Annotated in this window: 5 protein-coding genes and 1 pseudogene; 2 read left to right on the forward strand and 4 right to left on the reverse strand. The window is 68.9% G+C overall.

Going from position 1 to position 13967, the window contains the following annotated elements; translation table 11 throughout:
- Positions 1–1962 (forward strand): ATP-binding protein (locus tag FXN61_RS26390; RefSeq protein WP_167976723.1); only part of this gene is annotated, 1962 nt, incomplete at its 5' end.
- Between the two features lie 61 nt (positions 1963–2023).
- Here the strand turns inward: FXN61_RS26390 and FXN61_RS26395 are convergent.
- From FXN61_RS26395 to FXN61_RS52720, 3 genes and pseudogenes are all read right to left on the reverse strand, one after another.
- Positions 2024–7294 carry an RHS repeat-associated core domain-containing protein gene (locus FXN61_RS26395; protein ID WP_167976724.1) on the reverse strand — a complete coding sequence of 1757 codons (5271 nt, stop codon included), beginning with the start codon at positions 7292–7294 and terminating at the stop codon, positions 2024–2026.
- A gap of 62 nt (positions 7295–7356) precedes the next feature.
- On the reverse strand, positions 7357–9264 hold the full coding sequence (locus FXN61_RS26400) for a LamG domain-containing protein (protein WP_312878002.1): 1908 nt from the start codon (positions 9262–9264) through the stop codon (positions 7357–7359).
- Between the two features lie 152 nt (positions 9265–9416).
- Positions 9417–12929 (reverse strand): annotated as a pseudogene (locus FXN61_RS52720) (LamG domain-containing protein); the annotation flags it as partial.
- Between FXN61_RS52720 and FXN61_RS26420 the strand changes: the two are divergent.
- On the forward strand, positions 12928–13107 hold the full coding sequence (locus FXN61_RS26420; RefSeq protein ID WP_167976726.1) for a hypothetical protein: 180 nt from the start codon (positions 12928–12930) through the stop codon (positions 13105–13107). The pseudogene FXN61_RS52720 and the gene FXN61_RS26420 overlap by 2 nt on opposite strands.
- Here FXN61_RS26420 and FXN61_RS26425 read toward each other — a convergent pair.
- Positions 13104–13961: a hypothetical protein gene (locus FXN61_RS26425; protein ID WP_167976727.1), complete on the reverse strand. Its 858-nt coding sequence runs from the start codon at positions 13959–13961 to the stop codon at positions 13104–13106. The genes FXN61_RS26420 and FXN61_RS26425 overlap by 4 nt on opposite strands.
- Positions 13962–13967 lie beyond the last annotated feature (6 nt).

A 13967-nucleotide genomic window follows, 5' to 3' on the forward strand; every position in this document is an offset into this window, starting at 1 on the left:
CGCGTTCAGCTGCCGGCACCGCCCGCGCCGTTCGTGGGGCGCGAGGACGTGCTGGAGCGGCTCGACGCCGTCAGGGACACCTCCACGCTGATCATCTCCGCGATCGCGGGCGCCGGCGGGATCGGCAAGTCGTGGCTCGCGTTGCACTGGCCGCATCGCAACGCCGAGCGGTTCCCCGACGGGCAGCTCTTCGTCGACCTCCGCGGGTTCAGCCCCGGCAGCGAGCCGATGGATCCCGCGGTCGCCGTGCGCGGGTTCCTCGACGCGCTGGGCGTCGAACCGAGCCGCATCCCCGTCGAGCAGCACGCGCAGGCGGCGATGTTCCGCAGCCTGGTCGCGGACCGCAGGATGCTGCTGGTGCTGGACAACGCCGCCGATGCGGCCCAGGTCGTGCCGCTGCTGCCGGGCACCGACACGTGCACGGTCGTGGTCACCAGCCGCAGCACGCTCACCGGGCTGGTCACCGGGCACGGCGCGCACCAGTTGTCCGTCGACACGCTCACCCCTGACGAGGCCGCGGGCGTGCTGACAGCCCGGCTCGGTTCCGCGCGGATCGAGGCCGAGCCGGACGCCGTGGCGGAGCTGATCGGTCTGTGCGGAGGGTTCCCGCTGGCACTGAGCATCATCGCGGGCCGGGCGAGCACGCAACCGCACCTGACGCTGGCCGCGCTCGCCTCCGAACTGCGCGAGAGCGCACTGGACGCGCTCGACGACATCGATCCGGCCGCGAGCCTTCCCGCCGTGCTCTCGTCCTCGCACCGCGCGCTGACGGCCGAGCAGGCCGAGGTGTTCTCGTTGCTCGCGATCGCACCAGGTCCCGACATCAGCCTGGCCGCCGTCTCCAGCCTCACCGGGCTCGGCGAGCAACGCGCCCGGAACGTGTTGCGCGCCTTGACCCAGGCCTCACTGGTCGTCCAGGACGCGGACGGCCGTTACCGCATGCACGACCTGATCCGCCGCTACGCCGCCGACCTCGCCGGCGACACAACGGTCGCGTTGCAACGACTGCTCGGCTTCTACGCGCACACCGCGTTCGCCGCCGACACCGTCCTGGAGTCCTACCGCCAACTCATCGAACTCGAACCCGCACCGCCGGGCGTCGAGCCGTCACCGATGCCCGACATCGGTTCCGCTCTGGCGTGGTTCGCCGCCGAGCACGCGAACCTGCTGGCCGCACAACGCATCGCGGCCGAGCGCGGCCACCACTCCAGGGCGTGGGAGATCGCGTGGGCGCTCAACAACTTCCACTACCGCCTGGGACACCGGCACGACCAACTGGAGGTGTGGCGGATCGGCGCCTCCAGCGTGGAACATCTCGCCGACCCGATCTCACTGGCTCTCGCGCTGCGCCTGCTCGGCCGCGCACTCGTCGTCCTGGGCCAGAACGAGGAAGCGATCGCCCACATGCACCGTGCCCTCGAACTGGCGGCGAAGCAGGAAGACGCCGGTCACCAGGGCCACGCGCACTACACACTCGCGTCGGCCTGGGAACGCGAAGGCGACGACCGCAAGGCACTGGCCCATGCCCAGCAGGCACTCGCGCTGTACCGCGAGGTCGGCCAACCGTCCTGGGAGGGCAACGCGCTCAACGCCGTCGGCTGGTACCACGCCCGCCTCGGTGAACACGACGCCGCTCTGGAGAACTGCCGTGCCGCCCTCGCGTTGTACCGGCGGATCGACGACCTGGACGGCCAGGGGCAGACGCTGGACAGCCTCGGCTTCACCGAGCACCAGAGCGGCGCGTACGCCGATGCCGTCGTCCACTACCGGGAATCCATTGCGCTGTACCGGGTTCTCGGCAACCTCGTCGAGACCGCCGACACCCTCGAACGGCTCGGCGACTCGCATTTCGCGCTGGGCGCTCAGGCCGAGGCTCGTGCGGTGTGGGAGGAAGCGCTGGAGCTGTACCGGCAGCAGGGGCGGGACGAGGAAGCCGCGCAGCTTGAGAAACGCCTGGCCTGACAAGGGAAGAGGACGGCGCGCTGGGGCACGCACCGTCCTCTTCCGTCTCGCGGTCAGGGGTTTAGAACATCGCCCACCCCTTGCCGTTGCCCTGGTGGATCAGGCCGTCAGGGGTTTCGTACTTGCCGCCGGGTCCCATGTCGGCGGCGCTGTTCACCGGCCGGCCGCGGTTGTCGTAGTAGTTGTTCTTGCCCTTGTTCCTCATCTTCGGTTTGCCCGTGCCGAGGTTGGTGTTGGCGTACTTCGGGTCCGGCTTGTGCGTGGGCTTGGCTTGAGCTGCCTTCCTCTGTTTGTTGTGCGCTTCTTCTATGTCGTGTGCGGCATGAGCGCCGCCGTGGAACAGCGTGCCCACCGCAGCTGTCGTGACTCCGTAAGCCTCGACCGCGTGCGTGCTCTTGCCGACCATCCCGGCCACCCGGCCCGCCACGCCGCCGAACACACCGAGCGAGGCGAGCGCCGCGCCTCCGTAGTCGCCCTTCACGAGTGACTGAACGGTGTCGATGGCGGCGATGACAACGGAGACACCCATCATCAGCAGGCCGCAGGGAGGACAGATCAGGCTCGCGGCGGGGGCGAGGAAGCCGACGACGCTCGCGGTGATGCTGAGCCACGCCGGCAGCAGGCCGGTGGGGTCGTGCTTGGTGATCGGATCGTTGGACGAGTAGGTGTAACCGTGCATCTGCTGGGAATCGTTCGGATCGAAAATCGGATCGACGGACAGGAACCTGCCCAGCGTCACGTCATAGGCACGCGCGCCGATCTGGGTCAGTCCGGCCATGCCGTCGATCGTGCCGCCGACGAACCCCTTCTCACCGGGGAACGTCACCGCCGGACCGCGGGACCCGCCGAACGGCAGCTGCCGACGCTTGCTCACGGTCAGGTCGCCGGTGTTGATCGCGATCTGCGAGGTTCCCTGGTAATCGCCGGCGAGCCACGAGGTGCCCTTGCCGTCGCGCACCGCCACGACGTCGTCGCCGTGCTCGTAGTAGCGCGTCGGTTCGAGCTTGCCTGTCGCCTTGACGAGCCGGAGTTCCTGCCCGTCCAGGTAAAGCGTGATCGACGTGCCGTCCCGACGGATCAGCCGCCCACCGTTCACCCCCTGGACGAACTCCGTGACCCGCGTGCCCTCGGTGACCTTGACGAGGTTGCCCTCGGCGTCCCAGTCGAGCGTCTGCCCGGAGCGCTGCGTGGTGTTGCCCGCGGCGTCGTAGCCGTACGTCTCGGTCTTCGTGCCGGACGGCGTCTTCGTGGTGATCGACTTCACCTGGTGCGCACCACCCGCGGGCGAGAACGTCCATGTGCGGACCGTGTCACCTCCCGAGGCGTGCTGGGTCTCGCTCAGACGGTTACCCGTCTTGTCGTAGGTGTAGGAGTGCCAGTACGGAGCCGGACCGGACAACGCCGCGGTGCTCGGGTCGGCCGCACATCCACCTGACGGCGTCCAAGCCTCGGTGAGACGTTGAAGCGCGTCGGACCGGAAGCACTGCACGTCGTCACGATCCGCGACGGACGTGATGCTGCCGAAATCGTTGTACGTGTACCTGGTGTCGGCCTGCATCGGGTTCGGGACCTCGGCGTCCACGATGGTCCGCTCGAGCCTGCGCAGGTTGGTGTCGTAGTAGCGCGACAACCACACGCGCTTGCCGGGCTCGCCGAGCTGAGTGCGGGCGAGTTCGCCATACCTCGTGTAGTCCGTTGCCGTGACCAAGTCCTTGGTCTCGCCGCCGGCCTCCGTGTACGTCTTGCTGATCTTGCCGAGATCGTTGTACTCGTGCTTCACCGTCTGGGCGGGCAAGTCTCCGATCGCCGCGAAGGTCGTTCCGGACAGGCTCCCGTCCGGGCCGTACCGCCGGTAGGAGGTGTACGTGCCGGCCAGGGTCTGTTCCACCGCGGGAATCGTGACGGTGGTGCCCAGCGACTGGTTCAGGGCGTTGTAGCCGACGGTTTCGGTCTTGTAGGCGTTGCCTCCAACGAAATGCGTCTCACTGGCGATGAAACCCTTGCCGTTCGAGACGGTGTCGTAAGTCCGGTCCGCCAGCACCGTGATGCCCTGCTTGGTCTTCGTGCGGCGGCCAAGGTCATCGTTCTCGTAGGTCAGCGTGACGCCGCGTGCGTCGGTGGAACTGATCATCCTTCCTTCGTCGTCGTAGACCGACGAGCTGGTGCCGCGATCAGGAGACTCCTCCTTCACCTTGCGGCCGCGCAGGTCGTACGTCCACCGCCACACACTGCCCGCCGGATCGGTGACGGTCTCGAGCTCGCCGGACGGCGTGTAGGTGTACTTGGTGGTGTCGTTCGACTGCTTGCTCTCCACCACCTGGTCACGTGCGTTGGTGACGGTTTCCGTTGGCGTGCCCCCGGCCGGTGGGGTGACCACCGTGCGGTTGCCGAAGTACTGCGTGCGGGTGCTCCACTTGTCGGCGGCGCCCGCCTTGGTGGTGACCTCGACGGTGCGGCCCGCGCCGTCGTAGTTCGTGACCTCCTGCGAGGGGATGTCGGCGTCGCTCGCCACCCACAGCTTGTCGTCGACGGCGCTGTCGGTGAAGTAGGGCTTGGTGGTCTTGAACTTCCTGCCCTGCGAGTCGTAGCGGGTGTCGACGATCAGACGCCCGCCGCCGTGGGCGGGTGACTGCACCTGACGCAGCCTGAGCAGGCCGTCGTAGATCTCGTTGGTGTCGATCGGAGTGCCGTTGGCGCCGATCCTGGACGTGGACACGACGGTCGGCGCGTCCTTGCGGTGCTGGTAGGTGAACTTGACGCTGCCGCGTGTGCCGGACGAACGGTCGCGGTTGGGGAGCCACACCTCGGTGCGGCGGCCCAGTGCGTCGTAGGTCGTTTCGGTGCGGCGGTCGTTGGCGTCGACGCTGACGGTTTGCTGGCCGAAGAACGGTTCCGTGGTCACGGTTGTCGCGTGTCCCAACGGGTTGGTGACGATCGTGTCCTTGGCGATCCCGTCGGCGGGAACGTACTTCGTCGTGGTGATCTTGCCCAGTGCGTCGCCCGCGGAAGTGCTCCGGCCGTAGACGTCGAACGAAGCGGTGGACGCCAGTGCCCACACGGGGCCGGCCGCCGGGCGTTCGCGCGCCACCTCGACCCTGGTCACGTTGCCGGTGACCGGTGCCTCGCCGAAGGCCTTGCCGTCGAAGGCGTTCCGCGTGTCGCTGATCGCGTCGGCGGGGAACTGCGCGGCGACGGTACATGCGGCGGAGACCACCTCTACGCGTGACACCGGTGTCAGCAACCACTTGTCGGTGTTGCGCGCGTAGGTGTTCCGCGTGCACTTGTCGTCGTCCGCCATGGAAGTGTCGCCGAGGTCGTTCACCGTCAGCAACTGCGCGCGGTCGTCGTAGGTGCGCTCGGTACGAGTCACGCGCCGAGGAGCGCCCGTGATGGTCGTGAACACGGATTCGGAGCCCGGCTGCACGATGTACGCCTTGCGCGCACCGCGAGCAGCGGTTGGGCCTTGCACGGAGAACGTCCGAATCGTCTTGTCGACGAGGGTGTCGGTGTCGCCGAGCCGGGTCTGCGACTCGTACTCCTTGCCGCGCAACCACTCGTCGTCGACGCGGATCATGTTCTCCGAGTCGGTGAACCTGCCGCCCATGCCCCTGTGGAAGCGCTTCTCGGTCAACGTCACCGGGCCGTGCAGGTCGTCGGCCTTGCCGTGCCGGATCTGGACCCGGCCGAAGCCGCGGAACTGGTTCCAGGTCCGCCACTCCTCCTTGATCACCTCCGAGTCGTCCAACGCCCATGTGGCGCCGTCGAGGTAGCTGTAGCGGCTGACCATCTCGGTGTTGGCCGAGATGCGGTCGGACCTCGTGACCTCCTCCACCACGTACTTGTGGAAGTAGTCGGTGCGTTCGGCCATGTCCTTCTTCGACCAGCGAGCGGGGAAGCACCGCAGCGTGTTCGTCTCGGGCTTGGCCGGGTTGGCCGTGCAGTCCGGCTCGGCGTACTTGATCGTCGTCACGCCACCGCTGTCGGACACGATGCCCGTGAGGCGGTAGCGCAGCAGCGGGCCGACGCCGTCGTTGTGGAACACGCGGTTGGGCATCCGCTTGCCCTCGAACGTCACCTGCGGAAGCACGACCGGCGTGCCGGCGAGACCGGTGTGCGTGATGCCCTTGAGCCACAAGGCGGCCTTCTCACCGGCACCGGCCGCGGGGAACAGCTGCTCGAGCTGCCAGCGGTCGGTGTCGCTCCAGCCCGTGCCGTTCCACACCTTCGTGGTGATCTTGTCGAGCCGCTTGGTGGACCAGAACGTCGGCGCGTGCTTGTCCTTGCACGTCGCCGTGTCGCACTTGTCGTCCCACGGCACGTCCGGCCAGTTGTCCTTCTTGTCAGGCGTGCAGTTGCTGCCCGGCACGCACCGGTCGGCCGTGGCGAACTCGACGCGGCCGGTGGCCTGCTGGCCGTCCCGGTTGCCGTACTCGATCGTCTGAAGGGTGCCGCCGCGCACGTACGAGACGGCGGTGTCCTTGTTGTTGGCGCCGTAGGAGTTCGTCTCCGGCGCGTAGGTGTAGGTGATCACGTTGCCGTGCCTGTCGATCACCTTGTCCAGGTTCCACCGCCACACCTGTGTGCAGGACGAGGCCGCGAAACTGGCGCCGTGGCAAGGCTCCTTGTCGTCGTCGCCGTACACGGGCACGGTCCACGCCGAGTCCTTGCGCGAGCCGAACAGGTACTGGGTGCCGTCCGGCGTCGTGATGCGCCAATGCTCCCCGTCGTTGTCCCCGTTGTCGGCGCCGTTGCGGCGCTCGACCCTGGAGCCGTTGTCCTCACGCAGACGGAAGCCGCCCGAGCTGTCGTCCCTGATCAGCTCGCCGAACGGCGAGACGGCGTTGTCGGTGCGCCAGCACAGGTCTCCCGACTCCTTCGGCGGTGTGGTACCTCCGGTCTTGTCCTCCGCGCACGAACCGTAGGACCGCTCCACGAACCCGGCCGACAGGTCCCAGCCATCACCTGCCCACGACGCCTGGTTGTTCGTCGCGCTCGTCCGTCCGTCCACACTGGACGACGAGTACTTCAGCGCGAGCTCCGGCTCGAACCCGCCCGGTGCCGGCGGCACGCGCAGCGGGTAGTTCCAGCTGAAGTCACCGGTGTTCGGCGTGACGTCCCAGGAACCGGAGGGAGACAACGGAGTGGCGGTGGGTGTGCCGCCGCCGTCCGGTGCCGTACCGCCGGGCTGGTCGCCGCGCAACGCCTCCGTCGTCGCCTGGTCCGGCGCCCGTCCGTCCATCTTCTGCTCGGTGACCGGTGTGGAGGCCGTCCCCGGCAGCGGGACGGACGGGCCGGCGGCCAGCGCCACCCCGGTGACCGTCGTGGTGAACACAGAGGCAGCCAGCAGGACAGTCGATGTTCTTGTGAGCAAACGTCTTTTCACTCTTCCCCCGTTCATTCGAAGACCGCAGTCACGCCGGGCACCTCGGTCAGCGCGTAACCGAGCGACTCGGACGGGTATCCCTCGCAGTCCGCGAAGTTGGACACCATGGAGTCGCCGTCACCGCCCGGCACCAGGCAGCGCCGCAGCTCGCGATGTGCCACACCCTCCGGCGGCGCGATCCAGATCGAGCCGAGCACGCCGACCACCGTCTTGCCCTCGCAGGCGGCGTCGGCGGACACGAACTGGTCGTAGCCGCGCTGGCAGTTGAACAACTTCCGCGTGCCGGGCTGCTCGGTCAGCGCGAGCAGGCCGTGGCTGCCCTCGGAGCGGTAGCCGGGTGCGGCGCCGTCGGTGAGGCTCGCGTGCTCGTAGTACTCCAGCAGGTACCGGCCGAAGTCCGTGTACGCGACCGAGTGGCCGAGCAGCCCGTCCACCGTGTTGCCACCACAGGCGGCATCGCTGGAGTCGAACCGGTCGGCACCCTGACGGCACCGGTAGAGCGGCATCGTCGGGATGTTCTTCGGCTGGACCGTGTACACGAGGCCGACGTCACCGATCTTCTGCGCGCCTTCGCAGGCGGCATCGTCCGACGTGAACGTGTCCGCACCAGAGCGGCACGCGTACGTCATCTTCGTGTTGTCGCCGGCAGCCGCCGCCAACCCGAGCGCGCGCTCGAGGTGGTAGCCCTCCACATCGGCGTCGGTGCGGCCGGTGAACCGGTCACCGGCGGCGTTGACGAACCGGCCGAACTGACCGTTCCTCGGTCCCGCGAACGTCGCCCGCTCGACGATGTTCGGCTCGGTGGGCACACCGGCGCCGTACCGGACCTCGTCGAGCGCGCCGGGGAAGAAGCCGGACGGCTGGCCGTTCGTCTTGTCCCTGCCGAGCACGACCTTGCCGGTCGCCTGCCACAGCACCACGTTGTTCTTGGTGCCGACGAGCTGGCCGTTGACGTACAGGCGCAACTGCCTGCCCGCGTTGTCGTAGACGCCGTTGACGTGCATCCACTGCCCGACCGCCGGCGGCACCAGCGAGGCGGCGTAGGCCAGCGGGGCGTTGTCGGTGTCCGACGCCGCCGCGCCGAAGATCCACCGCTTCAGGTCCGGCCGGTACTGCAGCACGAACCCGCTCGTCCGGTCACCGTCCTGGCTGACGATCGTGGCGACCTTGTCGTCACGGCTGAGCTTCGCCCACGCCGCCACCGTGAAACTGTCCCGCATGGACAGTCCCGACGGCGTGGTCGCCACACCGTTGACACCGTCCAGTTGCAGAGCTTTGCCACTGATGCCGGCGCCGAAGCTCGTGCCACCGCTCAGCGTCGCCTGGGCCTTGCGCCAGGTGATCTCCTTGGCTGCCCCGTCGTCGAACCGGTAGAACGCGAGATCGCGGTCGGGCATGTCGTCGTGGATCCGGCGCGCCTCCCCGTCGCTGACCGCCTTCGAGAACATCCGCAGGTCGTCAAGGCTGCCCTGGAAGAACGCGCCCTGCTTGGACTTGGCCACCGTGAGCGGACCGGACGACGGCAGCACCGTCACCCCGGTCTGCGCGCCGGACAGCAGGCCGTTGACGTACAGCCGCACCTGCTTCAGGTTCGCGTCGTACGACAGCGTCAGGTGAGTCCACTCGGCCACCAGCGCCGGCTCGCCCGACGTGAGCACCTGCGACGCGGCGTTGTCCGCATCGGCAGTGGGTGCGAACACCGCCCACTTCTTCGAGGAGCCCTGGTAGCCGAGCGCGAACGCACTCCTCCTGGTCGCGTCCTGCGCGACGACAGTCCGGTCGGTCGTGCCGCGTCGGTCAGGAACGCCCACGCCGACACCGAGAAACTCTGCGCGGTGTCGACGACCGGGCCAGCGGTCTGGCCGTAGCCCGTGGTGCCGTCGAACGCCGCCGCCGCACTGGCCATGCCGCCGCCCCACGAAACACCGCCGGAGAAGGTGATTCCCCGGTCGCGGTCACTGCTGTCGTCACCGTTGCCGTTGAGCTTCCAGCGCCCGGAGTCGGCCACCGGCAACGTGGTCGCGCCCTGCTCCGCCGGGTAGGCCCGGTGCAACGCGGTGATGCGCTCCTTGTCGAGCTGCCCGGTGTAGAGCCGGACGTCGTCGACGTCACCACGCCAGAACTCCGCCGCCGCGCCGGCGACCTTGCCACGGCCGATGACGAGCCCACCGGTGCCGTGCCACGCGTTGCGCAGCGTGCCGTCACCGACGCGCACACCGTCCACGTACAGCCACATCTTCCTGGCCGCCGGGTTGTAGACGCCGACCAGGAAGGTCCACTTGCCGATCTCGGACGGCAGCACCGACACCGCGGCCTTGGTGATCTCCGGCTGGGCGACGTCGGACTCCGGCATCTCGAACGTCCACGCGCCGAGCTGGTTGTTGTCGTCGTCGATCACGTGGCCGAGCCGGAACTTGCTGGTCTGCTTCTCGCCGTCGACCGTCACCGCGTCGGTGCGGCACGCCCGCAACGTCGGCGAGAGCTTGCACTCCTTGGCGGGCAGGCGAACCCACGCCGAGACCGTGAACGCCTGGTCCGTGCGCACGTCCGTGCCCGTCGTGGCGGCGGCACCGTTCGTGCCGTCGAACGCCGCGCCGTTGCCGACCCTGCCGGGAGCGAACGCCGCCCCGCCGGAGAGCGTCGCGCCGCGGGAACCCACCGCATCAGCGGCGTTCTTGCCGCTCGACTCGTCCAGCGGGTAGTGGTGCACGAGCGTCAGGTCACGGCCAGCCATCGCCTGGACGTCCCCGGCGAACAGCGCCCGCGAGTAGACGCTGACGTCGTCGATCGAGCCCTTGAAGTACTCGACCGGCGTCCGCCACAGCGCGCGGCCGATCTGCAGGCCACCACCCGCGTTCCACGACTGGGTGTGCGCGACCGAGCCGGCCAGCACACCGTTGACGTAGAGCAGGATTTGCTTCGTTCCTGCGTCGTACACGCCGGCGAGATGCGTCCACTGTCCGATTTGGACGGAGCCGCCGACGGCCTCCACCACGGACGCGGTGTCGGGGTTGTCGGTGCTGATCGACGCCATGCTCCACTTGCCGTCCTTGGCGCGCAGCTTGAAGCCGCTGGCCTTGGTGCCGTCCTGGGACACGACGGTGGCGAGGCCGGTGGTCTGGTCGGCCCGTGCCCACGCCGTGACCGAGAAGCTCCGGTCGGTGCCGATCGCGTGACCGGTGCCGACCGCGGCCGCGCCGTCGAGCCGCAGCGCCAGGTCCGCAGGGTCCGGCATGCTGGACTGCCCGCCCACGTAGGCGATCGGGCCCGCCGCCGTGCCGTGCTGCTCGCGGGGCGAGGAGTCCTGGGTGTTGCCGTCGAACTTCCAGTTGCCCGCGGTCACGTTGTCCCGTCCGACGATGCCGCGGACCTCCTCCTGCGACACCGCCCTGCTGAACAGGCGGACCTCGTCGACACCGCCGCGCCACTCGTGACCGACGTTGCCGTGCCACTTGCCGCGGCCGATGAGCAGCGGGCCGGTGGCGTTGAAGCCCTTGGTGCGCGGCGCGGTCACCTCCAGCTCACCGTTGACGTACAGGCGGATCTGCTGCGCCTGAGCGTCGTAGACACCGGTGAGGTGCGTCCACGTGCCGATCTGCGAACGCGAGGTGCTCCACGCGCCCTCGGCCGGCTTGTCCTTCGCGTCCTCGGTCGGCAGGACGAACTCCCAGTTGCCGCCGCCGTCCATGCGCTGGCGGTAACCGAGGTAGAACCCGCTCATCACCGAGCCGTCCTGGGTGACGGCCGCGTCCGGATGGCCGGGCTCCAGTTCCCTGTCCTGCTTGACCCACGCCGACACCGTGAAGCTCTGGTCGGTGCGCACGGCCGGTGCGCCGGTCGAGACGTGGTCGCCGAGGTTGTCCAGCTGGACGTACCCGTTGACCGCGCCGTTCGGGGCGAACCTCGCGTTGCCCTGCAGGACGCCCGAACTACCACCGGGCACCGCGTTGCCCGCGGTCTTGCCCTCGGTCTCGTCGAGCTTCCAGTAGCCCACCTGGACGTTGTCGCGGCTGACCGAGGACCTGATCTCCGGCTCGGACAGGATCCGGTCGTAGATCTTCACCTCGTCGATGGCGCCGCCGAAGTAGTCGATGCCGGGGTTGCCGTCCCACTGCGTGCGGCCCACCCGCACCTGCCCCGTCGAGTTCACCGGGGTGGCCAGCCTGGTCCGCGTCGCCGACAGCACGCCGTCGACGTAGAGCCGCAACTGGTTCGCGGGCGCGTCGTACACAGCCGTCAGCTGCGTCCACACGCCGATCTGCGCGGGTGCCGCCGACCACGCGGTGTCCACCCACTTGTCGGTGCTGTCCGGGTTGACCATCGCGAACACCCAGCGGCCGCCGTTGTCCGGCCGGTACCACAGGTTCAGGCCCGCGAAGCGGTCGCCGTCCTGGCTCAGAATCGTCCGCGACCCGGTGGCCTGATCGACCTTCGCCCACGCCGAGACGGTCAGGCTCGCGTCGGTGCGCACGGTGTTCGGCGCGCTGACGTAGCCGGTACCGCCGTCCAGTGCGACGGCGGAGCCGACGGCGCCGGGCACATAACTCGCGTTGCCGCTCAACGTGCCGTGACGATCGCCGAGGAACGCGGTGTCCTGAGCGTTGCCGTCGAACGACCACTGCGCCAGCGGACCGTTTCCCGCACGCACGAAGATGTGCATCTTCTTGGCCGGGCTGCGGTGCCCTGCCCGGTCGACGCTCTGCACGTACAGGTCGCGCGGGCCGTCACCGGGCGGTGCGATGTCCAGCACGGCCTTGCCGCCGAGCTTGTCCGCGTCGATCTTCGTCGACGGCGGGTCCGACCAGCCGTAGAGGTAATGGTCCACATCGGACACACCGTTCGCGTCGAACGTGAACCGGCCGGGCACGCCGACACCGCCGTGCCAGCGGTTGTCCTCCTGGTAGAGCACGCTGGAGACGTTGGGCGCCTTGTCGATGCCGACCCTGTCGACGATGAACCTGGGACCGTTGCGCCAGTCGCCACCGTCCGGGCCGTCGTCGCCCCACAGCGTCCAGGTCACGTTCTGGCCGTCACGCGAGCGCAGGTCGAGCGTGTGGCTGAAGACGTTGCCGGAACCCAATGTCGGTCCGCGCCTGTTGTAGCCCGCACCGCCGTAGACGTCCCAGACCGCCTCCAGCTGGTCGTTCTCCGCGTCGGTCAGCTTGCCCTGCAGGCGGATGGAGTCGTCGCCCACTCGCGGGATGCCGTCACACCACTTGCAGACCTTCAGCGGCGGGTCGGTGGTGAGGCCGGTGGGCGCGTCGGGCCGGGTGTTGTACTGGACGTCGATCCGCACCGACGCCAGGTCGTACTTGCGCCACGCCTGGTTGTCGCTCTCGTTCGCGGCTCTGATCGAGTACACCGACCAGCCGTTGGGGTTGATGAACTGGCCGATCGCGAACCCGACCGGCAGGGGCCCCTTGCAGGGGCTTCCCACGGGGCTGCTGGAGACGAAGGTGTCGCCCGGCTGGTTCCTCCAGGTCAGGTCCGGCCCGATGGTGGAGTTCGCGATGTGGAGCTGGTGGTCACGCGAGCCCTCGCAGCTGGGGCTGTAGACGGCGGACGCGCTGAGACCCGCCTGCATGATCTGCTTGCCGCGCAGGAAGTCCGTGTTGAACTGGAAGTACGTCCGCGTGGTGCCGATGTCGGCGGTACCGGTGCAGTTCGTGAGTCCGGAGCACGTGCCCGCCTTGACCCAGCCGTCGTCCTGGCCGCCGTACCAGGCCTTGGTGTCCGGCTTGTTCTTGAAGACCTTCGCCTAGTCCTTGCGGGTGTTGGGCCACCAGTCGGGGTCGACGGTGACCGGGAACCTCACCGCCGGGTCGGTGAGCAACTTCGTGTCCGGCTTCAGCGTCAGCGACGTGGCGTCCGTCTCGACGCCGACCGGCGCGCGCCGTTCCTCGCTCGCGTCCCACATCTCCGCGGGCGGCGTCGAGAAGACGACCTCGCCCTTGTCGTCGACGGCCTCGATCCGGTTGCCCTCGGCGACGCGGACCTTCAGCCCTTCCGCGCTGAGGCCGAACTTGACCGAGGCCAGCGCCTGCGGCTTGTGCACCAGCAGACGCTGGGTCACGCCGCCGCTGCTCTGCGCCGTCAGCACGAGGTCGACGTCGGGCAGCACGGAGCGGTACGTGGCCGTGGGGCCGTCGAGCACCGGGGCCTGCAGCTCCTGCGGCCACGTCATCGTCACCGACCGGCCGGGCGTCCCGAACTTCAGCAGCGGCGCCCTGCCGCCACCGGAGAGCACGAGATCGGTGTCCACGGCCTTGGGCACAACGGTGCCGTCCGGTGCGGCTGACAGAGTCGCGTCGAGCGCGGTCCACCTGCCGTTCTTCTGCGTCCGCACGGGCACCGCGTTGACCTGGGCCCGCAGGCTGCCGTCGGGCAACGCCGACACGAGCCTCGTCGCCGTGGTCAGCTCGGTCGCGACGACCGGCTGCCGCTGCCGCCGTGCCGCCTGCAGCGCGGTCGCGGTGTTCTCCGCCTCCGTCACGGGAACCACCGGTGGCGGTTCCCCGTCCCATTTCGGCAACGAGACGATGGTGATCGCCGTTGCCCCCAGTACGGCCACGAGCACGGCGGAAAGCCGTCTCAGGCCGGATTTCGTGCGATCCACTAGCCC

Source organism: Lentzea indica, assembly GCF_012184385.1.
GTDB classification, from domain to species: Bacteria; Actinomycetota; Actinomycetes; order Mycobacteriales; family Pseudonocardiaceae; genus Lentzea; species Lentzea indica.

Coding starts and splice junctions, on each gene's coding strand:
- FXN61_RS26420 (WP_167976726.1), top strand. CDS start 12,928: ATGATCTGCTTGCCGCGCAGGAAGTCCGTGTTGAACTGGAAGTACGTC.